This window comes from Staphylococcus simulans (assembly GCF_047037175.1).
In the GTDB taxonomy this organism is placed as follows: Bacteria; Bacillota; Bacilli; order Staphylococcales; family Staphylococcaceae; genus Staphylococcus; species Staphylococcus simulans_C.
In genome coordinates, this window is record NZ_CP178241.1 from 1,937,544 (window position 1) to 1,959,969 (window position 22,426).

The following is a 22,426-nucleotide window of genomic DNA, read 5'->3' on the forward strand; positions in this document are numbered from 1 at the left end:
CAAGCGTCACAAGGCTTTAGACAAGTTACCTAGCATCACGCCATTCACAACAATTCCAATAATTGACTCATTGGAATTATAGAAAGGGAGCGTTTATTTTATGAAAGCAGCTGTATGGTATGGACAAAAAGATGTACGTGTTGAGGAACGTGAAATCAGACCATTAACAAACGATGAGGTACGTGTAAAAGTATCTTGGACAGGTATTTGCGGGACAGATTTACATGAATATTTAGAAGGACCTGTATTTATCGCAGTCGATGAACCAGATCCATTACTAGGTCAAAAAGCCCCCGTCACTTTAGGTCATGAATTTTCAGGCGTAGTTGAAGAAGTAGGTAGTGAAGTTACTGAATATAAAAAAGGTGATCGTGTTGTAGTTAACCCTACTGTTTCTAAACATGAAAAAGAAGAAAATATTGATTTATATGATGGCTATTCATTTATCGGTCTAGGTGCAGATGGTGGCTTTGCATACTACACAAATGCACCTGAAGGTAATGTATACCGATTACCTGATAATGTGTCAGCTAAAGAAGGTGCCTTAGTGGAACCTACTGCTGTAGCTGTACAAGCTGTTAAAGAAGGAGAATTATTATTTGGCGATACAGTAGCAGTTATCGGTGCAGGGCCAATCGGTTTATTAAATATCATTGCTGCAAAAGCTGCTGGTGCAAGTAAAATCTTCGTATTCGATTTATCTGATGAACGTCTAGCAAAAGCTAAAGAAGTCGGCGCGACTTACGCAGTAAACTCTGGTGAAGTAAATCCTGTCGAATTTGTTCGTGAACACACTGAAAATGGTGTGGATGTAACATTTGAAGTAGCTGGTGTAGCTGCTACACTAGCACAATCTATCTCTATGACACGTCCACGTGGTACAGTCGTAATCGTATCTATTTTCAGTCATCCAGTCCAATTCGACCCAATGTTACTAACAAATACAGGTGTGAAATTAACATCAACTATCGCTTACACACCAACGACCTTCCAACAAACTATTGATTTAATCAGTGAAGGCAACTTAAATGTGAAACCAGTTGTTACCGATGAAATTGAATTGGAAGACATCGTAGAATCTGGATTTGAAAAATTAGTCAGCGATAAATCACAAGCGAAAATCTTAGTTAGATTAAATGGCGACCAAGCATAATAAAAATTCAAATTATTATTTCAGGTAGGAAGCTCAGTCTTCCTACTTTTTTGTGTTAAAGGTTTATACTACGCTTTCAACACAAAAACGACACTTCTCTTTCAAGAAATGTCGCTTTCTTTTATATATGATGATGTGTTTAATTAATGTTCGTTTGGATCGTTTTCAGCATCTTGATGTGTTTTGTGTACAGTACCGAATTTATGGTCTGGTCCACCGTAGATTGAGTAAAGTTTTAATGGTTCGTCACCTTTGTTTGTCACGTTATGCCATGTGTCTGCAGGGACAAAGATTGCGTCATCAGCAGTAACTTCTTTTTCGAAGTTTAAATTGTCTTCTGTAGGGCCCATTTGACATAATCCTTTACCTTGTTCAATTCGTAAGAATTGTTCAATACCGTGGTGGATTTCTAAACCGATGTCATCTCCAGGTTGAATTGTCATTAATGTAACTTGAATATTTGAGCCAGTCCAAATTGTAGTACGGTAGTTTTCGTTTTCTAATGTCATACCTTCAATGTTATCTACTACAGGTTTTTTACCTTGGTCTTCAAAATTATAAGTCATTTTAAAACCCTCCTTGTATAATGCTTACATATATATTGTACTCCGTTTTAACATTTCTAAACTTCTTTTTAAAAAAGTTCACAAATTCTTCTCAATAGTCTTTATTTTTTCAAAATAAAGAAAGCTATTCTTTTTCAGTTTTTAATGGAACATGCTACAATCAAAGAATAGATTAGAATTATTCTAAATAAGGAGTGGTCAAAATGAGCCAAGATAAATCAAAATTAACAGGTCTTTACGGACATCCTGTCGGTGATCGTGAAAATTCAGCCACTGCAGGACCGCGCGGTCCTTTACTCATGCAAGATGTTTATTTCTTAGAACTACTTTCACACTTCGACCGTGAAGTGATTCCAGAACGACGTATGCACGCCAAAGGTTCAGGTGCTTTCGGTACATTTACAGTTACTCATGATATTACACAATATACAAGCGCAAGTATCTTCGCAGAAGTTGGTAAACAAACACCGATGTTTGCACGTTTCTCTACAGTAGCCGGTGAACGTGGTGCTGCTGATGCTGAACGTGACATCCGTGGTTTCGCATTAAAATTCTATACAGATGAAGGTAACTGGGACCTTGTTGGTAACAATACACCCGTCTTCTTCTTCAGAGATCCTAAATTATTCCCAAGTTTAAACCACGCAGTAAAACGTGACCCACGTACAAATATGCGTAGTGCACAAAACAACTGGGACTTCTGGACTTCATTACCTGAAGCATTACATCAAGTGACTATCTTAATGTCTGATCGTGGTATTCCTCGTGGATTTAGACACATGCACGGTTTCGGATCACATACGTATTCTTTATTAAATAAAGATAACGAACGTGTATGGGTTAAATTCCACTTCCGTACACAACAAGGTATTGAAAACTTCTCTCCAGAAGAAGCAGAACAAGTGATTGCGAAAGACCGTGAATCATCACAACGCGACTTATTCAATGCTATTGAAGAAGGCAACTTCCCTAAATGGAAAATGTATATCCAAGTAATGACAGAAGAACAAGCACGTAACCACAAAGATAATCCATTCGATTTAACAAAAGTTTGGTTCAAAGATGAGTATCCATTAATCGAAGTCGGAGAGTTCGAATTAAACCGTAACCCTGACAACTACTTCATGGACGTAGAACAAGCAGCTTTCGCACCAACTAACATTGTCCCTGGTATCGACTTCTCACCAGACAAAATGTTGCAAGGTCGTTTATTCTCTTATGGAGATGCACAACGCTACCGCTTAGGTGTCAACCACTGGCAAATTCCAGTTAACCAACCAAAAGGTGTAGGCGTTGAAAACTTATGCCCATTCGCACGTGATGGCCAAGGACGTTTCTTAGATGGCAACCAAGGCGGTAAAACACACTACTATCCAAACAGTACAGGCGCAATGGAAAGCCAACCAGGATACAAACGTCCGCCAATGGATGTTATTGATGGTCAAGCATATGAATATAACTTCCGTGAAGATGACGATAACTACTTCGAACAACCTGGTAAATTATTCAGATTACAAACACCAGAACAACAAGAACGTATCTTCCAAAATACTGCCAATGAAATGGATGGCGTCACATTAGAAGTGAAAGAACGTCATATCCGCCATTGTTATAAAGCTGATCCTGATTATGGTACAGGCGTCGCAAAAGCAATGGGTATCGATATCAACAGTATTGATTTAGACGTTGAAGACTAAGCCTGTTATTTCCTAGGTAATATATGAATGAAGAGGTAATTTATGATACTAGATAAAGTAAACCCAAATGACCTATTCCCTACTGAATCTCAACAAGCTTCAGTGTTAGGTAAAATGGGATATCCGATGAACGGTGAAATTAAAATCTTTGAAGCAGCTTACGTCGCAACAAATGAACGTTTAATTTTAAACGTAGACATGGCTGGAGAGTTCTACTATAGAAATATCGCATATAATGAAATTAAAGATATTGAACTCACAGAAGACACATTAAATCTGACATTTGAAATTGGCACATTTAAACTAACTGATTTCAAACAAGATGAAGCTGAAAACTTCAAAACTTATGTCTCATCGCAAATGAAATAACTTAAGAAAAAGTATGATACAAAGTTATAATTAAACATCACTTTTATCATCACGAAGAAGCTATCGATAATCCAATTGATAGCTTCTTTACTTTGTGAAAAACCTAATTACTTTCCAAACAAGACCTCATCTAATATTTCTACGGTCTCCTCCATTTTTTCATCTTCAATATTCGCAAAACCAATAATAATTACTTCGGCAAGTTGTTTAGAAATATCCTCTGCCGTAAATCTTCGTAATGTGTATAGTTCAAGTTTAAAGTTTTGTGCTCTTTCTTCAATCTGTTCATAAGTATAATTAGAATCTACATAAATAACAAAATGCAGACCAGCCTTAATGTTTTTAATAGTGATATTTTTACGCAGCTTATTTTTTAATATATGCACAAGCTTCTTTCTTTTCTCCTCGTATATATGACTCATCTTGCGTATATACTTTTCATAATGCCCTTGATCAATGAACTTAGATAAAGTAAGCGCGTTTAATGTACTAATTTCTGAAACAGAATCCTCAAAATAGTTATCAAACGCTTCTACAACTGGTTTAGGTAGAATCATGTAACTAATTCTTAATCCAGGTAACAAAGTTTTTGAGAACGTGCCCAAGTATATCACTCTATTATTTTTATCCAAACTAAATAGAGAAGGAATGTTGTCAGTGCCATATTTATATTCACTATCATAATCATCTTCAATTATAAAATGCTCTGTTTTGGTAGCCCAGTTCAACAATTCGATTCTTCTAGAAACAGGCATAATTGTTCCAATTGGAAATTGATGAGAAGGTGTCGTCAATAAGAGATAAGGATTACTCTTTTTTATAGCACGAAATGAAGCACCTTTATTATCTAAAGGAATGTTACATATTTTAAACTTTTGTTGCTGAATTAAATTACGCATCCGAGAATATCCAGGGTTTTCAATTCCAATTAAAGAGGACCCATTAAATAACTTTAATAAATACAATAGTAATGCATTTGTGCCTGAGCCAATTACAATTTGTTCCGTATCACAATGAATACCGCGTTTAAATGACACTAATTTCGCAATAGATTGTCTTAATTGAATGGGTCCTTTGATATATGGTACTTCTGATAGAATTGAATGTGACTCTTGAAATACTTGTTTCTGCATTTTTACCCACGTATCAATAGGAAATTTTGAAAGATTTGTCGACATATGTGACAAAGTAAATTGATATTTCGGCTTTTCTTCTTTTTCCTTAAACAATTTACTATCAGCTTGATGCTGCGATTCTACAATAAGCTTATTTAAAGACTCAATAAAATATCCTTGCCGTTCTTTTGTGTAAATATACCCCTCGGCAACCAATTGTTCATATGCTGTTTTCACACTGTTAATACTTACATTCATTTCTTTTGCTAATGCTCTTTTTGATGGCAGTTTTTCATGACTTTCATACTTATGGTCTAAGATATCTTTTTTTAGTTGGTTATATATCCTTCTGTATATATAATTTTTTGTTTTTGTCATCTTTTACACCTCTGGTACCATGTTTTTCATCATTCTGGTTCTTTTCATTGTACCAATATTTAGAGTATGATACTTCTAATAAACAAATTGGAGGGGATTATATGACATTAAAAGATAATCAAACAAACAGAGAAGTAAGTAACAAAGTATTTATTGATTTAAGAAATCAATATGTAGCACGTGGCGTCGGCAACGGCAACTTGAATGTCGCAAAATATGCAAAAGGTGCTACAGTTACAGATGTTGAAGGTAATGAATATATAGATTTTGCGGCCGCAATCGGCACTTTAAATGTAGGTCATAGCCACCCGAAAATTGTAAAACACATCCAAGAGAAAGTAGAAGACTTTATTCATCCTGGATTTAATGTCATTATGTATGAAAGCTATATAAAACTTGCAGAAAAGCTTGCACACCTTACACCAGGAGATTTTGATAAGAAAGTCATCTTATTAAATTCTGGTGCTGAAGCTGTCGAAAATGCAGTGAAAATTGCTAGAAAATATACTGGAAGAACAGGCGTCGTATCATTTGTACGTGGCTTCCATGGTCGAACAAATCTAACTATGTCTATGACTAGTAAAGTACGTCCATATAAATTAGGATTTGGACCTTTTGCTTCTGATGTTTATCAAGCACCTTATCCTAATTTATCAGAAAAACCTGACAACTTAAGTAATGAAGAATATGTGGATTATATCATTCAACAATTACATGATTTCTTTATTTCTGCGGTTGATCCTGAAACAGTTGCATGCATTGTGATGGAACCTGTTCAAGGTGAAGGCGGATTTATTATACCAGATAAAAAATTTGTTAAAGCAGTAAGAGATATTTGTGATCAACATGGTATTGTATTTGTCGCTGATGAAATTCAATCTGGATTTGCACGTACTGGAAAGATGTTCGCAATTGAGCATTTTGATGTTGTACCTGACTTAGTAACTGTATCTAAATCATTAGCTGCAGGATTCCCTCTCAGCGGTGTAATTGGCAAAACAGAAATGATGGATAGTTGTAATCCCGGGGAATTGGGTGGCACATACTGTGGTAATCCTATTGCCTGCGAAGCAGCTTTAAAAGTAATAGAAATTATCGAAGAAGAAAACTTAAATGATAAATCAGAAGATATTGGAGCTACGATTCAAGATAAATTAAGTAACATTGCACAAGAAGTCAATTTTATTGGGGATATTAGACGCTTAGGTGCAATGGTTGCTGTAGAAATCGTAGATTCCGAGACAGGACAACCAAATAAAGCAAAAACTACAGAAATAATAAAACAAGCTAATGAAAACGGTTTGCTATTACTATCAGCTGGTCTTAAAGGAAACGTCATTCGTTTCTTAACACCACTTGTGATTACTAATAATGAATTAAACAGAGGGTTAGAAATTTTAGAGGATGTATGCAAGAACGTTTAAAAATAGATAAATAATTAAATGGGGTATGCGTTATGAAATCACATTTCAATAAATCCATGAGTATAATGGATGTTTTGTTTTTAGCAATTGGTGCCATGCTTGGATGGGGATGGGTGGTACTTTCAGGAGAATGGGTTTCTACAGCAGGATTTTTAGGTAGCATCATAGCATTTTTAATTGGTGGACTATTTGTAATATTTATCGGTCTCACATATGCAGAACTCGCATCATCATTTCCAGAAACCGGTGGAGGCTTTGTATTTGTTAAAAAAGCCTTTGCACCAGGTATCGCATTTATTTCAGGTTGGTCTGTATTATTCGGTTATGTATCCGTTATTACATTCGAAGCTGTTGCGTTACCTACCGTTATAGACTATGTCATACCATTTAAACATTCTGGTTTCTTATGGAATATACAAGGATGGGATGTCTATTTAACTTGGGTATTAATTGGATCAGTCGGCAGTGTTATTTTAACATCTCTTAATTATTTTGGTATTAAACCTGCTGCAGTCACACAAACAGTTTTCACTGTTTTCATTGTAGCAGTGGGATTAATGTTAGTTGGAGGTGCTGGTGTAAATGGTAACTTCCAAAACTTAAAGCCATTATTTGTTGATGGCTTTGGTGGAACAATGTCCATCCTAATTATGATTCCATTTTTATTTGTAGGATTTGATGTTATTCCGCAAATAGCTGAGGAAGTTAAAGCTCCTTCTCAAAAGATTGGTAAAATACTAATAATCTCTATTATCGCATCTGTATTCTTCTATTTACTTATTGTATTTGGAGTCGCAACTGGGTTATCACCTAAAGAATTAAAAACAAGTGATCTAGCCACTGCAGATGCAATGGTTAATTTATTCGGAAGTGGTGGTTTTGGTGTACTTCTAGTCCTTGGAGGAGTAGCTGGGATTATTACGAGTTGGAATGCCTTTATCATTGGTGGTAGTCGTATATTATATGCGATGGCAAATAATGGAATGATTCCAAAATGGTTTGCTTATATACACCCCAAATATAAAACTCCAACACATGGTATTATTTTCTTAGGAGTACTAGCATTTGTTTCTCCTTTGCTTGGTCGCCCCGCTTTAGTGTGGATTGTTGATGCTGGGGGTATTGGAGTAGTAATTGGCTACTTCCTTGTAGCCCTTTCTTTCTTAAAATTAAGAAAAGTAGCACCAGATTTAAAGCGACCATATAAAATTAAGAATGGCAAAGCTGTAGGTATTATCGCAATTATTTTAAGTTTGTCATTCATAGCTATTTACTTGCCAGGTATGCCCTCTTCATTAATATGGCCTTCTGAATGGCTGATTGTCTTTGTTTGGTATGGAATAGCAGCTGTTTTATATTATGTACAAAAAAGGGAAAATAAGGTGATAGAAAATGACAAAATTAGAAGTTTTGAACCCAGCAACGAATGAAGTAATTGAAACTTTAAAGTATACAGATGAAACCACTGTTAATAAACAGATAGAAAATGCTCATGAAGCTTTTCTATCTTGGCGCGAAGTCGATGCACATACACGTTCAGAAAAACTGTGGGCTTGGTCAAAATTAATTGATAAACATAAAGAAGAACTCGCAGAATTAATTACTAAAGAAGGCGGAAAACCGTTAAAAGAAGCTCTAGGTGAAGTCGATTATGCACGTTCTTACGTTGATTGGTATGCTGAAGAAGCAAAACGTCTATATGGGCGTACAATTCCAGCAAATTCCGCTTCCAAGAAAATCATCATTCAATCATTTCCAGTCGGCGTTGTCGGTGCCATTACACCATGGAATTTCCCTGCTGCGATGATTACACGTAAAATGGCTCCCGCTTTAGCTGCAGGCTGTACAATTGTTTGTAAACCAGCTGTACAAACACCACTCACTACAATACGTTTAGTAGAGCTTGCACATGAGGCAGGTATTCCAAAAGACGCTATTCAATATATCATTACATCAGGTAAAGATGCTGGTCGTATCTTTACAGAAAGTCCAATCATTCAGAAGATTACTTTTACAGGCTCCACACCTGTTGGTAAGAAATTGATTGAAGGTGCTGCAAACTCAGTTAAGAATGTCACTATGGAACTCGGTGGCCTAGCCCCTGTCATTGTGCATAAAGATGCAGACATCGACGATGCTGTTGATCAAACTATTGCAACAAAATTTAGAAATGCTGGTCAAACATGTATTTGTGCCAATCGCATTTATGTACATGAAGATATTGTCGATACGTATGTAGACAAATTATCGCAAAAAATAAATGATTTGAAGGTAGGCAATGGCTTAGATAAAGACGTAGATGTGGGTCCTTTAATAAATCAAGATGCTATTAAGAAAGTCGTAAATCAAATCAAAGATGCAACGTCTAAGGGCGGACAGCTATCTCGTTCATTAAAAGACATTGAATCTTTAGGAGGCAACTTCTTAAAACCTGTAGTTATCTCAAATGCAAATCAAGATATGCAGATTATGCATAAAGAAACTTTCGGTCCCGTTGCGCCTGTGATGTCTTATTCAAATTTAGATGATGCAATTCAATTAGCAAATGACACTGAATTTGGTTTAGCAGCCTACTTCTTTACTAATAATTATAAAACTGGATTCTATCTGTATAACCATCTAGATTATGGTGTTATCGGTTGGAACGATGGTGGTCCTTCGGCTGCACACGCACCATTCGGTGGTATGAAAGAAAGCGGTTATGGCAGAGAAGGTGGAATCGAAGGAATTCAACCTTATTTAGAAACAAAATATCTATCTATCGGCAATATGTAAGTTGATAAGAATGGGTGAAGACCTCATGGTTTTCACCTTTTTTTATTGGTCTAAGCCTCATATTAATTGTAAAACTCGAAAGAATTAAATGAAACAATCTATATAGATATGATGTTTTCCCATTCTTCTTTTTATTATCATGTTTGAACTCTTTATATCGATATTGACTTTCATATTAAAAGGGCATAATATAAGCATACACTTCAAAGTTTTCAGACTTTTTAAATAATTGGTCCGTCATCTGAAGAATCACGCATTAGAGGAGAGAATAAAGATGAGTAACAACTTAATTTTACAATCAGATTTTGGTATAGAAGACGGTGCTGTCAGCGCAATGAAAGGTGTCGCACGTATGGTGAGTGATCAAATCTTTATCAGTGATTTAACGCATAATATCCCACCCTACGATATTTGGGTTGCTTCCTACCGGCTCTATCAAACTGTGAAATACTGGCCGAAAGGCACAGTCTTTGTTTCTGTCGTGGATCCTGGTGTCGGAAGTGACCGCAGAAGTATCGCTTGTCTAACCAAAACAGGTCACTATATCATTACACCAGACAATGGTTCATTAACGCATATCTTACATTATGAAGGCATTGAAGCTGTCATTGCGATAGATGAAGTCAAAAGTCGTTTGCCTCATTCTGAAGAAAGTCATACCTTCCATGGTCGTGACATTTATGCTTATAATGGTACTCGCTTAGCTGCTGGCCAAATTCAGTTTAAAGACTTAGGTAAACCCATTGCTTTAGAGTCTATCAAGCAATTACCTATCAACGACTCAAGACAAGAAGGCGATACACTCATCGGTTACATTGATATTTTAGATGTCCGCTTCGGCTCTCTATGGACCAACATCCCATTGTCATACTTTAAAACAAATGACATCCACCACGGAGACAAGCTTATTGTAACTATCTATAACAACGAAAACAAAGTGTATCAAAACATCCTGAAATTCGTACGTTCTTTTGCGGACGTCAAAATCGGCGAACCTTTAATTTACATCAACTCACTCGTTAATATTGGGGTTGCGGTTAATCAAAACTCATTCTCTGAACTCTATCATATCGGCACAGGAAATGACTGGCGTATTGAGATAACTAAAGGTCCAACACTCTAACCTCTCCTCGTGTGATGACCAGAATAAAGTTATTGAAAACAATCTACAAATTAAAAAGGCAAGACTCCTGTTAAATACAGAAATCTTGCCCGTGGAAAAATAAATAGAATTCAGTTCAACTTGTTACTAACTACTACTACAAACTTTTATCGGAATATATTTGTGTTATACGTGAGACTGGAGGGATGTTCCATGTCTCTTTTTTATTGTGTGTAATTTATGCCGCAAACCCTTAAAGAAGCATAAATTACGATTTTAAATAATCATAGACCGGTCTTGGTTGGCCTAAAGATAAGTGAGCGATAATATGATTCGCATCAACAATTTTCTTTACAGGAAAATCAGCGAGCGGTGCCATCACGTGTTCAAATAGTTGTAAGCGTGCTGGCCCTCTATAAGCTTCTACCAATTCAATGTCAGTAATCTGGCTTCTAGTTAATTCACAACGTATTAAACTTCCATCATAATCTCTTACAGACTTTAACATGAATTGTGGCATTGTTATTTCGTCCAAGGCTGCTTTGTCTGACATTTTATAATATTTATACGCCATTGTGGCTTGGGCAACGCGTAAAGAATTATAATCTAATGTTCCGACAAGCGTATCATTATCAGTATATAAATTAGGCTTACCTGCTTTTTTAGGAAAAGCAGCAACTTCTCTGCCGCTTGCGATTGCGGCTTGGTTATCAACATACATTGAAAGGTAGAACTCGCCTTCTTCTCCATTGTACTCTACGGGAATCACGTGTCCCGCTTCTTTATAACTTCCTAAACCGGTACTGTCCGGCATATTAATAACTTCAAATTTAATTTGATTGCTTTTGACTTTTAGTGGCTCAGGCACAACTGCTTCTAAAGCTGCTCTATCTGTTTCATATATGATATTAAGATACTCTCTATTTTTGAAATAAACCTCAGCCATCGGATAAACAGGCGCATTTATCGGCGTGGCTGATATATTTTTAACCCCTTCGTTATTCATAGAGCTCAAGCTCCCCTTTAATTGGATTCGTTAAATAATGACTCAAAGCGTTTCATACTTTCGTGGAAATCAGGTACAGCTTTATTATTTTGTGCCTCAGAAACGATATCTACAATAAGATCATTGACAGGTGTTGCGACCCCTTTTTCTCTACCAATTTTTGTGACTGCCCCATTAATATAATTAATTTCAGTGACTCTACCTTTTCTTAAATCTTGTAACATACTCGCTTCAATGCCTCTTGAAGATTTCAACGTTTCTCTCATTGTCTCAATTTGGTCTGTTTCATCTTTAATCACCGCATAGTATTTTGGGTCAAAGATACTTAACTGTTCGAACTTAACGCCGTTGCTTTGGCCTACTTCAACCACTTCATTCATCGCATAAAGCGCAGCTTTTTGACCCACTTTATCATCCATAACATCTCCATAGGTACCGTTGGTTGCGGCTGACATACCGCTCAGTGCACTATTAATAATTAATTTCGTCCACTTAGTACCTAGCAGGTTATCTGAAACTGAAATACCGCCAATAGGTTCTAGCGTGCGTTGAACCATCTTTGTACGGTCAGTGATTGCTCCATCTAACTCTCCGATTTGAATCGCATTGTTTTTAAATGTTTCAAATTCAGTAGTTAAACGAGAAACCCCTGGGCCTTCAAAAGTAGCACCGAATTCTACAGAACCCGCTACGATATTGGCTGCTGGAATGACTTCTTGAATTAACTCTTCAGGAATACCATTTTGTAACGAAACAACTGTTCCATTATATTTCAATATGTCTTTGACTTTCGGGATTACATCTTTGTTGAACACTTGTTTCGTTAACAATAGGATGACGTCATATTCTTTGTCGATTTGATCAGGTGTTAATGCATTTACTGAGTGATGATAATCTGTTTCGCCAACGACATGTGCCCCATCTTCATTCAATTTGTTCACATGTTCTTCGTTGACGTCAATCAAATCAACATCAGCATCAGATTCAGAAAGGAACGCCCCCATAATTGTTCCTAGCGAACCTGCCCCATAAACTGCTACATTCATTTTTCATCACCTCGTAGTGTTATTATACGACCAAAAAGGTATATATAATAATATATAAAAGTGATAGTACTATAAGTCTGGGTTTATAGGAGGATTTATGGAATTTTTATACTTAAAATACTTTAAGCAAGTTGCTGAAAGTTTGAATTATACACAAGCCGCTAAAGAGCTTTATATCAGTCAACCCGCTTTAAGTATGACGATTAAAAAACTAGAAAAAGAATTGAATACTACGCTGTTTATAAAGAAAGGACGGTCAATTGAACTCACTGAAAATGGACATCTCTTATTAAAATCAGTTAACCGTATCTTCAATGAACTCAATCGCATAACCGAAGTAATGCAGAAAAATGATGCCGTTAAAACACGTACCATTCATTTTGCATCTTCCCATGCACGCTTAATGTATGGCGCATTCGAGACATATGTCAAAAATCATCCTGAAAATAAATATAATATGGAAGTGACTGACAATCGTGCCATTATTCAAAAGTTGCTGTCACATGATATCAGCTTTGCGCTCAACTCTATTAAATTAACACACCCTAGAATAGAATGTAATAAACTGATTAACGAAGACATCGTTCTGACTTATCCTAAAAAGTATGATTATACCTTGTCCACAAAGGGTTTGTACGATGATTCAATTTATAAATCCTTTCTGTTTTCTTCTCACAATGAAGAATACAATGCTGTGTTACAGTCCTTTTTGGATTATAAAAATATAAAGGTCAACAACGCCAATTACGTCGATGACCTTTTCATGCACACATTGTTGAAAGAACGTACAAATTTCTGCTTTTTACCCATTTCAATGTGTCGCGAATTAAACTTACCTTATATTGAAGATCCGAACTTAATCATTTCAAACACGATTTATCTCAGTACATTAAAAGACACACCCCTCAGCGATGCAGATTTAAACCTGTATCAATTTATCGAAGACTATTTTAAGAGTAATGCGAATCACTATATCATTTAATGATTGAATTCTAACCCAACACAAAAGCCGAACACCCTTATTCCGAGTGTCCGGCTTTTGTGTTTATTGATTAAATTTTATGATTGTTTCAGCGTTTCCGGTATATCTTTATAACCTTCTCTGACGTTGATGACATGGCTGAACCCTTTGTTTTCTAAGATACCCACTGCGATAGAACTACGTACACCTGATTGGCAATGTACATAGATTGGCGCATCTTTATCAAATGGGATATCCGCATCTAATAATTTACCGTGTTTGATGTGTTGGGCTTGGTCTAGATGACCTGCGTTCCATTCATCATCGTTACGTACATCTAAGACATTTTCCTCTTCACCTGTCATAACTTGACTATGAACTGAAGATGTCATGACATCGTATTTAGGTAAACGATAACTTGCGACACGGTCAAAGCCGATGAGTTGAAGTTGATATGCGGCTTGTTGAACGAGGTCACGGTCACCAATTAAATCGATGCCTTTGTCGTAATCAAGATACCAGCCGATTTGATTAATAAAGCCTTTATCAAACGGAATATTAATTGTGCCGTATTCATGCCCGCCATGATAGGCTGAACGTGAACGTACATCGAATGCGAGACGGTCTGAATCTAAACTTGGATACACTTCATAAGGTGCGTAAAGGTCTGTACCATTTTGATTGATATATTTCATGTGTCCGAAATGGTGTGGAGGGTCAGGTTGTTCTGAAGTCAGTTGTTTCACGAACGCTGCTTTGTCATTCACATTGAATGCCCAGTTATTGACGCGTTCATAGCTAAGTGTAGATGTTGGAACGTCACCTAGTGCTTTACCGCATGGACTGCCGGCACCATGACCTGGCCAAATTTGAATAGAGTCTGGTAAGTTGCTAACAGACTGAATAGAGTCATACATTTGTTTCGCACCTATTTCTGTTGTCCCTTCAACTTGTGCGGCTTTTTCTAGTAAGTCTGGGCGGCCAATATCGCCTACGAAGATAAAATCACCTGTAAAGAGACCCATAGGTACAGAAGAGCCGCCGCCTTTATCTGTTAATAAGAAACTGATACTTTCTGGTGTATGACCAGGCGTGAACAACACTTCGATATCAATATTGCCGACACCAATATGGTCACGCCCTTTCACAAATGTTGTATTTTCCGGCATATTCTTGTAGCCGAATTGGTCTCCGCCTTCCGCTGAGACATACACCTGTGCGTTTAAACGTGCTGCCGCATCACGAATACCTGATGCAAAGTCAGCGTGAATGTGGGTTTCAGCTGCTTTGGTAATTGTGAAACCTTCCGCATCTGCGACTTCGATATATTTAGATAAGTCGCGTACTGGATCAATTACCATGGCTTCTCCTGTACGTTGACAGCCGATTAAATAAGACGCTTGTGATAATTGATGATCATAAAATTGTTTGAAAAACATGCTAAAACTCCTTTACTTATTTGGATTTTCTCTCTTTAGATAAATAAGTTGTGGCTCGCGTTTTGTGTGTCGCCGATATAGCTGCCGACACCGCCGTAAGTCACTTCATCACGTAATTCTTCTTTTTCGATGCCCATAACATCCATACTCATGGTGCAAGCAATCAATTTAATATCTTGTTCGATGGCTTTATCGAGTAATGTCGTTAAGGAATCTACATTTTTCTTTTTCATAACATAGCGCATCATGACGTTGCCTAAACCGAACATATTCATTTTAGATAGCGGCATTTTCACTGGTGATTTCGGTAACATCATGTCGAACATTTTAGCGATACCTTTTTTCTTCACATTCGCTGGATTTGATTTCTTCAACGCATTGAGTCCCCAGAAAGTGAAAAAGATGGAAACATCACGGCCTGCGGCTTTGGCACCATTTGCGATAATCAACGCCGCTAAGGCTTTATCGAGTTCGCCGCTGAATAATACGATTGTCGTACCGTTTTTAGAATGTGAAACTTCCATTGCTTTCGGTGCTTCTTTTTGGATAATCGCTGTGACTTTACCTTCATCTTGATTAATACGTACTAGGGTATTACCTGTTTGTTTCACCCAGCTTTGAATATCACTGTAGAAACCTGGGTCAGTGACAGTTGCTTCTACTTGATCACCTGGACTAAGTTGTTTCATTTCTTGGCTTAAATTCATAATTGGCCCAGGACATTGTAAACCGCTGTAGTTGAGTTGTTTGCGATTGTCTTTCACTGTTGTGTCTGTACTTTCTGTCACTTCTGTATTGTCGTTGTTTTCACTATACGCCACATAACCGCCGTCCAAGTTCACAACGTCGTAACCTTTTTTCTCTAAATATTCTGCGGCGGTTTGACTGCGTCTGCCGCTTCTGCAGTAAATATAGTACGTTCTATCTTTCTGTTTATCGAATTGTTCTATTTGGTCTACTGGATATAATTCTGCACCTTCAATATGCCCCTCGGCGTATTCTTCTGGTGTTCTGACATCTATTAATTGTCCATTGTTTGCGAAAGTTTTAAAGTCTTTCTGACTTAATGCATTGATGTGTTGTGTTTTCATATCCTCCTGTGTTGCCTCCCTTTTAAAAATACCTATAGGGGTATAGTAAGTCCTTTCTAAATAAAAGTCAAATGCCCCCATGGGTATTTGACAAAATTTCTTTTACACACTACAATAAAGTTATTCAGACTTTATCATGGGGGTATAGTGAATGAATTATGATCAAAAAATGGTTAATCGAATTAAACGAATCCAAGGACAATTGAATGGCGTTGTTAAAATGATGGAAGAAGATAAAAATTGTAAAGACGTTATTACACAACTCAGTTCTTCTAAAAGTGCACTACAACGTTTAATGGCAGTGATTGTCAGCGAAAACTTAGTAGAATGCGTTAAAGCAGCAGAAGATAACAACGAAGACTCACAAGCTTTAATTGAAGAAGCAATCAACTTGCTTGTGAAAAGTAAATAATGGCTACCATGACTTTAATAACGATGCTTCTGATCGGGGTGTTTGGCGGCTTAATTTCAGGGATGGTCGGTATTGGCGGTGCCATCATTATCTATCCGGCAATTCTTATTATCCCAAGCCTGTTAGGCCTTCACACATACACGCCCTATCTCGTTTCAGGACTCGCATCCAGCCAGGTCTTCTTTAGTACACTGAGCGGATCACTTAAAGCGAAAAGCAATCCAGAGTTCTCGTTAACACTCGTGCTCTATATGGGTGCCAGCACACTCATCGGCAGTACCATCGGTGCCTTCTTCACACAATGGTTCAGCACGACTGCGGTCAACAGCGTTTATATTGTCGTCGCAATACTAGCATTAGTCTTATTATTTATTAAAGTAGAACCTCAAGCAGGCAAACCACATCTGAATCGTTTCTTGCTTATCGCATTCGGTCTTGGTATCGGGGCCATTTCCGGCATTGTGGGTGCAGGCGGTTCATTTATGATTATTCCAGTCCTGTTAGTGTTCTTTAAATTACCGATGAATACCGTCGTCGCAAACAGTATTGTCATCGCGTTTATTTCATCTATCGGATCATTTGTGATTAAACTGCTTCAAGGCTTTATTCCTATCACAGATGCGATTCCTTTAGTTATCGGCAGTATTATCTTCGCACCGATTGGTTTAATGATTGGTAAGAAACTGCCAAGTATCGTTCAAAAATGGATTATCAGTATCTTAATTATCATCGCCGTCATTCAATTAATCTTTTAATAGAGCTGCCGAGTTCTCAACAGAGCTTGGTTTTTTTATTTATTCCTATAGGTCACAGGGTAAACAGTAAACGACAAAATAAATTGAACCCTCCCCTCCACATAAAGTCTCAGGGTTAAACTTGTTTCTGAGCAGTTTTACGCTAAAATTAATAGTGTAACGTTAAATGACCAAGCTATATAGAAAGTGGTGAAATAATGGCTAAGAATCAAAAGCGAGAGATGTTATTACGAGCAGCAGCCGATATTGTGAATGAGCAAGGTGTCAGTAGTTTAACACTCGATGCCGTTGCACAACGTGCAGAAGTGAGCAAAGGCGGATTGCTTTATCATTTCAATACAAAACAAGCCTTAATTCAAGGATTGGTAAACCATGCGAATGAACTTTATAAAGAAAATGTCAATCACTATATTGAAGATGGCATAGAAAACAAATGGATTCATGCCTTTATTGAGGCGACACGTGAACATCGCAAGGAAAACAAAGCTGTGACTTCTGCCATTCTAGCAGCACAAGGCAACGACCGTAATCTGCTCGGCCCCTTACAAGATACCTATCAAGATTGGCAAAGCCACATTGAAGCAGATGGCTTAGATGCGGTTGATGCGACCATCTATCGTTTAGCTGTAGATGGGCTATGGCTTTCTGAAATTTTCGGATTAACTTCTATCGATGAAGACATGCGAGAAGCTGTCTTAGATCGTTTAAAAGCATTAAGCAGTAAATAAATATAGGCGCAAACCCTTGTCATGAGAGACTCTGATTAAAAGAGTCTCTCTTTTTTTATTTTTGTTGAGTTTAAGGGTTGAAATAAAACCGTCCAGTTGGTACACTAACAAACGTTGAAAAAATTAACGAAACAAAATCATTAAAACTCGGAGGGAAAAGAATTCATGAAAAAAGTGATGCTTACAGCAGCGATTACAGGCGCTGGCGACACAACTGAAAAAAATAAACATGTACCCGTAACACCTGAAGAGATTGCAGATTCAGCAATTAAATGTGCACGTGCAGGCGCAACTGTTGCACATATCCACGCAAGAGATCCAGAAACAGGCGGCGTGAGTCATGATGTTGAATTATATAGAGAAGCTGTCCGTTTAATCCGTGAAGCAGATGAAGATATCGTCATTAACATTACAGCAGGCGGCGGCGGTGACTTCATCCCAGATATGCAGAACCCTTATCAAGCTGGAGAAGGTTCAGATATCCAAACACCAGATGAACGTCATGAGCCAGTCGGCGAATTATTACCAGAAATTTGTACACTAGACTGCGGCAGTGTCAACTTCGGAGATATGGTTTATATCAGCCCGACAGATTGGTTACGCCGTCAAGCACAATTAATTAAAGATGCAGGCGTGAAACCTGAATTAGAATGTTTCGATAGCGGTCATATCCGTTTCGCAAACCAATTAGTTTCTGAAGGTTTGATCGAAGGCGAACCGATGTATCAATTCTGCCTAGGAATTCCATGGGGTGCAGATAATGATGCAGAAACAATCGAATACTTCAAAACACGTTTACCAGAAAATGCACATTGGTCAGCATTCGGTATCGGTAAAATGCAGTTGCCTACAGTAGAAGAAGCTGCAAAACGCGGCGGCAACGTACGTGTCGGCTTAGAAGATAACATCTATTTATCAAAAGGTGTTAAAGCGACAAATGAAGCACTTGTAGAAAAAGCTGTAGAAATCTTAAAAGGTTTAGATATGGAACCTATGACACCGCAAGAAGCGCGTGAAAAATACAACTTAACACAACCAAAAGGAGGCAAATAAAATGAAGTTTGCAGTAGTAGGAACAGGCGTCATCGGCAGCGGCTGGATTACACGTATGCTTGCGCACGGCCACGAAGTGGTCGCAACTGATCCAGGTGAAGGCGCACAAGAAGCGATGATGGCACAAATCAAACAAAATTGGCCATACGCTGAAGAAATGGGCTTAGCTGAAGGTGCATCATTAGATAATCTGACTTTCACACCTCATTTAGATGAAGCTGTACAAGATGCAGATTTAATCCAAGAAAATGTACCAGAAGTTGAAGAAATCAAAGCAAGTGTCTTAAAAGAAATCGACACATATGCTCGTCCTGACGCAATCATCGGTTCAAGTACTTCAGGTATTATGCCTTCTGAATTACAAGAAGGATTAAAACACCCAGAACGCTTAGTGGTTGCACACCCATTCCACCCTGTTTATATCTTACCTTTAGTTGAAATTGTGCCAGGTAAAGAAACTTCAGAAGACACAGTCGTTAAGGCTGAAGATTATTATGAAAGTATCGGCATGGATGTGTTGCACGTACGTAACGAAATTGAAGGACACATTGCTGACCGTCTTATGGAAGCTTTATGGCGTGAAGCGTTGCACATCGTTAATGACGGCATTGCGACAACTGAAGAAGTCGACAAAGCCTTCACACACGCAGCTGGCTTACGCTATGCACAATATGGACCATTCATGACATTCCACTTAGCAGGCGGCAATGGCGGTATGCGTCATATGTTAAAACAATTCGGTCCAGCACTTAAGAAACCTTGGACTAAATTAGTAGCACCAGAACTTACAACCGATTTATACAATGCAGTTGTTGAAGGATGCGAAACAAGCTCACAAGGCTACACAATGTCAGAACTAGACCAAAAACGTAATGAATTCTTAGTAAAAGTTAAAAAACTTGCGGAAGAATACTGGCCAAGTGAAACACCTGGTATGAAGAAACGTCAACCTCAAACACAGGGGGTATAAGACTTTGACACAATTATTTACGTACCAAACGACAGTAAAAGACGAATGGCTCGATCATAATAACCATATGAATGACGCTGAATACAACCGCGTCTTCAGTAATGCGACAGATGACTATCTCGCATATTTAGGTTTAAGCGAATCAGAAATTGAAAGACGCCATTACACAGTCTTCACATTAGAAAATCATGAAACGTATCAAAAAGAAGTTAATAAAGATGAAGCATTAACAGTCACGGTTCAACTCGTTGATCACGATGCAAAACGCCTTCATGCATTCATGACATTGTATGACCAAGCACAAGATGTGTGCGCAACATACGAAGTCATGTTGATGGGCATTGATACAGACTCAGGTCGCCCTGCACCTTTCCCTGAAGACATCGCACAAAATATTGAACAAGATGCTGAACTAATAGATAAAGAAGGATTAGACCAACCCAAAGAACTTGGTCGTCAAATCGGTATTAAACGTAAGAAATAAACGAAGCACTACGAAACGATTAATATCACAATTTGCATAACACCCTAAACGGGTTTCATATAGATAGAAAAGGTCCACTTGCGATAAAACGTAAGTGGACCTTTTAGTAATTAAGACTCATTTTTAGTATTTAAAATGCTATTGATTAAATCAACATATAAATCACTGTTCCTATAGCCTTCTAAAATATCATTAACTTGTCTGTCAGGTATCTCTGGCACCTCTCTTATTTCACATAACTTATTTGTAAATCCTTCTTTAGTCACAACATGATTGTTTAATGTTAAACGCATGAAATATTGATCCAGTGCTTTGATTTCATCACTTTGATACCAATAGCGCAGCAAAACTAAATCCTTAGTTTTTAAATCTGGAGCTAATTCTTCTTGTAAAGCGTCAATAGATTGTTTAATCAATAAGAGTTTAGATTCTAATTCTTCATTGTCCATAAATTCAACGCTCCATTCTAAATTAGTTTATCTAATCATAACATTAACATACTGGTCTTATGATTCATTCTTCTTTTGTGCCTCTTGTTCTTCTTTCATTTTCTTTTCAACTTTTTTTCTGATATTTGGATATTTCTGAAGCACATCTTCAATCTCAATCTTAGGCATGCCATGTTGTTTTATATATCTGCGCTTTCTCATTTCTGTGACTTTATCTTCAGATAAAAACAACACCGAGGCACACGCTAATATGGCTAGAGAAGTAATAACTAAAATAGCATGTGTTCCTAAAGTAATACCTTCATCCTGGTTGTAATGACTGGTTTCTTTATTTTCACTTCCACCAAAGTGTTCTGCAGCATCTATAGGTTGAACTGCGATAAACAATACTAAAAGCAATGACACAATCATTAAAATAAGCTTCTTAGAAGTCACGACCAGCACCTCCTCCGCCACCGCTACCGCCGCCGAAGCTATCAGAAGAGCTGCTAGAACCAAAGCCACTACTTGTTCCATCACTTGAACCAAATTTTGCGTTACCGGAACGTATTGTGGTTTTGGGCCGGTATTTCTCCCTTTCTTTGTCTATTAATTCTTCACGTATGACCTGTTCAATATTTTCAGTCAAACAACGTTTCATAAACATAATACCCACAATCAAGAACCCTATAGATGCGATGAACAGGAAACCAGGTAAGATGTAACTTGAAATACCGTTCCATCCTTTATAAGGAAATGTTTTAAGATCATTGATGACCGTACTTATCCAACTCATTGGCCATACTTCATCTTTCGTATAAGATTGACCTGACGAAAAACTATAACCATACATCGCTTTATACAGCTTCATTAACCCTTTGTCATACTTTCCTTTTTCAAATTCTGACAACCCGTTATTATCGATGATATTTCCTACTTTGGCATCATTAAAAAAGCCCTCTAATCCATAACCAATTTGTATGTCAACACCCCGGTCAGAACCATGATTTGCTTTATCCAGATTCAAAAAAATCACAATTCCATTATTAACTTCTTTCTTACCTACACCATATTCACGTAAAAGACGTAACGCATAGTCCCTTCTAGGCTCATCTACTTCATCCATCGTGACCATAAGCATTTCAATACCTGTTTCTCTTTCAAGACGCTGTCCAAGTTGATTTAATTCTTGTATTTCACCATCACTTAATAAATGGGCATGGTCTTGTATATAGAGGTGGCTTCTATCTAATTCAGGCAAAGGTTTCGTTGATGCATAGGTTGGCAGGCTAAAAATAACACTCAGTAGTAAAAACGATATAACAAATCTAAGAAGTCTTTTCATCTGTACGCTCCTGTCCAATTGATTAAAGTAACGCATTCAAATTAATTTTATGTATCACAAGTTCATTGTTTTAATGCAACGTTCTAATTAAAATCTATATTATTCAGTGTAAAACAACACAATGTCGTA

23 protein-coding genes are annotated in these 22,426 nt (G+C 37.4%); 14 read left to right on the forward strand and 9 right to left on the reverse strand.

Going from position 1 to position 22,426, the window contains the following annotated elements:
* The first annotated feature begins 100 nt into the window (after positions 1-100).
* Entirely contained in the window at positions 101-1,153 is a 1,053-nt protein-coding gene (locus tag ACFCT9_RS09385) for a 2,3-butanediol dehydrogenase (RefSeq protein WP_412518831.1), read from the forward strand.
* Between the two features lie 143 nt (positions 1,154-1,296).
* Here ACFCT9_RS09385 and ACFCT9_RS09390 read toward each other — a convergent pair whose 3' ends face one another.
* Positions 1,297-1,719 carry a cupin domain-containing protein gene (locus ACFCT9_RS09390; protein ID WP_412518832.1) on the reverse strand — a complete coding sequence of 141 codons (423 nt, stop codon included), beginning with the start codon at positions 1,717-1,719 and terminating at the stop codon, positions 1,297-1,299.
* Between the two features lie 203 nt (positions 1,720-1,922).
* Between ACFCT9_RS09390 and ACFCT9_RS09395 the strand changes: the two genes are divergently transcribed.
* A complete protein-coding gene (locus tag ACFCT9_RS09395) occupies positions 1,923-3,416 on the forward strand; it encodes a catalase (protein WP_412518833.1) in 1,494 nt (497 codons plus the stop codon).
* 42 nt (positions 3,417-3,458) lie between these two features.
* Positions 3,459-3,785: a PH domain-containing protein gene (locus tag ACFCT9_RS09400; RefSeq protein WP_412518834.1), complete on the forward strand. Its 327-nt coding sequence runs from the start codon at positions 3,459-3,461 to the stop codon at positions 3,783-3,785.
* 107 nt (positions 3,786-3,892) lie between these two features.
* Here ACFCT9_RS09400 and ACFCT9_RS09405 read toward each other — a convergent pair whose 3' ends face one another.
* Positions 3,893-5,278: a PLP-dependent aminotransferase family protein gene (locus tag ACFCT9_RS09405; RefSeq protein WP_412518836.1), complete on the reverse strand. Its 1,386-nt coding sequence runs from the start codon at positions 5,276-5,278 to the stop codon at positions 3,893-3,895.
* Positions 5,279-5,379: 101 nt separating this feature from the next.
* On the opposite strand from ACFCT9_RS09405, the gene gabT reads away from it, so the two are divergent.
* The 4 genes from gabT (at position 5,380) to ACFCT9_RS09425 (ending at position 10,600) form a co-directional block, all read left to right on the forward strand.
* Positions 5,380-6,702, forward strand: a complete 1,323-nt coding sequence (gene gabT / locus ACFCT9_RS09410; protein WP_412518837.1) for a 4-aminobutyrate--2-oxoglutarate transaminase — start codon at positions 5,380-5,382, stop codon at positions 6,700-6,702.
* A gap of 32 nt (positions 6,703-6,734) precedes the next feature.
* Positions 6,735-8,132, forward strand: a complete 1,398-nt coding sequence (locus ACFCT9_RS09415; RefSeq protein WP_412518839.1) for an APC family permease — start codon at positions 6,735-6,737, stop codon at positions 8,130-8,132.
* The gene (locus tag ACFCT9_RS09420; RefSeq protein ID WP_412518841.1) at positions 8,095-9,477 is read left to right on the forward strand and encodes an NAD-dependent succinate-semialdehyde dehydrogenase; all 1,383 of its coding nucleotides are present in this window, start codon (positions 8,095-8,097) and stop codon (positions 9,475-9,477) included. Before ACFCT9_RS09415 ends, ACFCT9_RS09420 begins: the two co-directional genes overlap by 38 nt.
* 274 nt (positions 9,478-9,751) lie before the next feature.
* Complete coding sequence (locus ACFCT9_RS09425; protein WP_412518843.1) at positions 9,752-10,600, forward strand: S-adenosyl-l-methionine hydroxide adenosyltransferase family protein; 849 nt, start codon at positions 9,752-9,754, stop codon at positions 10,598-10,600.
* A 247-nt stretch (positions 10,601-10,847) separates the two neighbouring features.
* On the opposite strand, the gene ACFCT9_RS09430 is transcribed toward ACFCT9_RS09425, so the two are convergent.
* Positions 10,848-11,585 carry an acetoacetate decarboxylase gene (locus tag ACFCT9_RS09430; protein WP_412518845.1) on the reverse strand — a complete coding sequence of 246 codons (738 nt, stop codon included), beginning with the start codon at positions 11,583-11,585 and terminating at the stop codon, positions 10,848-10,850.
* A 17-nt stretch (positions 11,586-11,602) separates the two neighbouring features.
* Complete coding sequence (locus ACFCT9_RS09435) at positions 11,603-12,631, reverse strand: ketopantoate reductase family protein (RefSeq protein WP_412518846.1); 1,029 nt, start codon at positions 12,629-12,631, stop codon at positions 11,603-11,605.
* 97 nt (positions 12,632-12,728) lie between these two features.
* Here ACFCT9_RS09435 and ACFCT9_RS09440 point away from each other — a divergent pair, with 97 nt between their 5' ends.
* Positions 12,729-13,613: a LysR family transcriptional regulator gene (locus tag ACFCT9_RS09440; RefSeq protein WP_412518848.1), complete on the forward strand. Its 885-nt coding sequence runs from the start codon at positions 12,729-12,731 to the stop codon at positions 13,611-13,613.
* A 77-nt stretch (positions 13,614-13,690) separates the two neighbouring features.
* Here the strand turns inward: ACFCT9_RS09440 and cstB are convergent, their stop codons facing one another.
* Both cstB and ACFCT9_RS09450 read right to left on the reverse strand, forming a co-directional pair.
* Positions 13,691-15,031 carry a persulfide dioxygenase-sulfurtransferase CstB gene (gene cstB, locus ACFCT9_RS09445; protein ID WP_412518850.1) on the reverse strand — a complete coding sequence of 447 codons (1,341 nt, stop codon included), beginning with the start codon at positions 15,029-15,031 and terminating at the stop codon, positions 13,691-13,693.
* Positions 15,032-15,066: 35 nt separating this feature from the next.
* Positions 15,067-16,122 (reverse strand): DsrE/DsrF/DrsH-like family protein, encoded by a 1,056-nt coding sequence (locus ACFCT9_RS09450; protein ID WP_412518851.1) that lies wholly within the window; start codon positions 16,120-16,122, stop codon positions 15,067-15,069.
* 151 nt (positions 16,123-16,273) lie between these two features.
* Here ACFCT9_RS09450 and cstR point away from each other — a divergent pair, with 151 nt between their 5' ends.
* From cstR to ACFCT9_RS09480, 6 genes are all read left to right on the forward strand, one after another.
* A complete protein-coding gene (cstR, locus tag ACFCT9_RS09455) occupies positions 16,274-16,534 on the forward strand; it encodes a persulfide-sensing transcriptional repressor CstR (RefSeq protein WP_412518852.1) in 261 nt (86 codons plus the stop codon).
* A complete protein-coding gene (locus tag ACFCT9_RS09460) occupies positions 16,534-17,289 on the forward strand; it encodes a sulfite exporter TauE/SafE family protein (RefSeq protein WP_412518854.1) in 756 nt (251 codons plus the stop codon). The genes cstR and ACFCT9_RS09460 overlap by 1 nt, the downstream gene beginning before the upstream one ends.
* A gap of 197 nt (positions 17,290-17,486) precedes the next feature.
* Positions 17,487-18,017, forward strand: a complete 531-nt coding sequence (locus tag ACFCT9_RS09465; RefSeq protein ID WP_412518856.1) for a TetR family transcriptional regulator — start codon at positions 17,487-17,489, stop codon at positions 18,015-18,017.
* A 165-nt stretch (positions 18,018-18,182) separates the two neighbouring features.
* On the forward strand, positions 18,183-19,070 hold the full coding sequence (locus ACFCT9_RS09470; RefSeq protein WP_412518857.1) for a 3-keto-5-aminohexanoate cleavage protein: 888 nt from the start codon (positions 18,183-18,185) through the stop codon (positions 19,068-19,070).
* Position 19,071: 1 nt separating this feature from the next.
* Positions 19,072-20,040, forward strand: a complete 969-nt coding sequence (locus ACFCT9_RS09475) for a 3-hydroxyacyl-CoA dehydrogenase NAD-binding domain-containing protein (RefSeq protein ID WP_412518859.1) — start codon at positions 19,072-19,074, stop codon at positions 20,038-20,040.
* 4 nt (positions 20,041-20,044) lie between these two features.
* Positions 20,045-20,524, forward strand: a complete 480-nt coding sequence (locus ACFCT9_RS09480; protein ID WP_412518861.1) for a thioesterase family protein — start codon at positions 20,045-20,047, stop codon at positions 20,522-20,524.
* 110 nt (positions 20,525-20,634) lie between these two features.
* Here the strand turns inward: ACFCT9_RS09480 and ACFCT9_RS09485 are convergent, their stop codons facing one another.
* From ACFCT9_RS09485 to ACFCT9_RS09495, 3 genes are read right to left on the reverse strand one after another with little or no spacing between them, the layout of a single operon-like run.
* Positions 20,635-20,973 carry a hypothetical protein gene (locus ACFCT9_RS09485; protein ID WP_412518863.1) on the reverse strand — a complete coding sequence of 113 codons (339 nt, stop codon included), beginning with the start codon at positions 20,971-20,973 and terminating at the stop codon, positions 20,635-20,637.
* A 57-nt stretch (positions 20,974-21,030) separates the two neighbouring features.
* Positions 21,031-21,408, reverse strand: coding sequence for a hypothetical protein (locus tag ACFCT9_RS09490; protein ID WP_412518864.1), 378 nt, complete (start codon positions 21,406-21,408; stop codon positions 21,031-21,033).
* On the reverse strand, positions 21,398-22,297 hold the full coding sequence (locus tag ACFCT9_RS09495) for a TPM domain-containing protein (RefSeq protein WP_412518866.1): 900 nt from the start codon (positions 22,295-22,297) through the stop codon (positions 21,398-21,400). The genes ACFCT9_RS09490 and ACFCT9_RS09495 overlap by 11 nt, the downstream gene beginning before the upstream one ends.
* Between the last annotated feature and the right edge of the window lie 129 nt (positions 22,298-22,426).

Coding starts and splice junctions, on each gene's coding strand:
- ACFCT9_RS09385 (WP_412518831.1), top strand. CDS start 101: ATGAAAGCAGCTGTATGGTATGGACAAAAAGATGTACGTGTTGAGGAA.
- ACFCT9_RS09390 (WP_412518832.1), bottom strand. CDS start 1,719: ATGACTTATAATTTTGAAGACCAAGGTAAAAAACCTGTAGTAGATAAC.
- ACFCT9_RS09395 (WP_412518833.1), top strand. CDS start 1,923: ATGAGCCAAGATAAATCAAAATTAACAGGTCTTTACGGACATCCTGTC.
- ACFCT9_RS09400 (WP_412518834.1), top strand. CDS start 3,459: ATGATACTAGATAAAGTAAACCCAAATGACCTATTCCCTACTGAATCT.
- ACFCT9_RS09405 (WP_412518836.1), bottom strand. CDS start 5,278: ATGACAAAAACAAAAAATTATATATACAGAAGGATATATAACCAACTA.
- gabT (WP_412518837.1), top strand. CDS start 5,380: ATGACATTAAAAGATAATCAAACAAACAGAGAAGTAAGTAACAAAGTA.
- ACFCT9_RS09415 (WP_412518839.1), top strand. CDS start 6,735: ATGAAATCACATTTCAATAAATCCATGAGTATAATGGATGTTTTGTTT.
- ACFCT9_RS09420 (WP_412518841.1), top strand. CDS start 8,095: ATGACAAAATTAGAAGTTTTGAACCCAGCAACGAATGAAGTAATTGAA.
- ACFCT9_RS09425 (WP_412518843.1), top strand. CDS start 9,752: ATGAGTAACAACTTAATTTTACAATCAGATTTTGGTATAGAAGACGGT.
- ACFCT9_RS09430 (WP_412518845.1), bottom strand. CDS start 11,585: ATGAATAACGAAGGGGTTAAAAATATATCAGCCACGCCGATAAATGCG.
- ACFCT9_RS09435 (WP_412518846.1), bottom strand. CDS start 12,631: ATGAATGTAGCAGTTTATGGGGCAGGTTCGCTAGGAACAATTATGGGG.
- ACFCT9_RS09440 (WP_412518848.1), top strand. CDS start 12,729: ATGGAATTTTTATACTTAAAATACTTTAAGCAAGTTGCTGAAAGTTTG.
- cstB (WP_412518850.1), bottom strand. CDS start 15,031: ATGTTTTTCAAACAATTTTATGATCATCAATTATCACAAGCGTCTTAT.
- ACFCT9_RS09450 (WP_412518851.1), bottom strand. CDS start 16,122: ATGAAAACACAACACATCAATGCATTAAGTCAGAAAGACTTTAAAACT.
- cstR (WP_412518852.1), top strand. CDS start 16,274: ATGAATTATGATCAAAAAATGGTTAATCGAATTAAACGAATCCAAGGA.
- ACFCT9_RS09460 (WP_412518854.1), top strand. CDS start 16,534: ATGGCTACCATGACTTTAATAACGATGCTTCTGATCGGGGTGTTTGGC.
- ACFCT9_RS09465 (WP_412518856.1), top strand. CDS start 17,487: ATGGCTAAGAATCAAAAGCGAGAGATGTTATTACGAGCAGCAGCCGAT.
- ACFCT9_RS09470 (WP_412518857.1), top strand. CDS start 18,183: ATGAAAAAAGTGATGCTTACAGCAGCGATTACAGGCGCTGGCGACACA.
- ACFCT9_RS09475 (WP_412518859.1), top strand. CDS start 19,072: ATGAAGTTTGCAGTAGTAGGAACAGGCGTCATCGGCAGCGGCTGGATT.
- ACFCT9_RS09485 (WP_412518863.1), bottom strand. CDS start 20,973: ATGGACAATGAAGAATTAGAATCTAAACTCTTATTGATTAAACAATCT.
- ACFCT9_RS09495 (WP_412518866.1), bottom strand. CDS start 22,297: ATGAAAAGACTTCTTAGATTTGTTATATCGTTTTTACTACTGAGTGTT.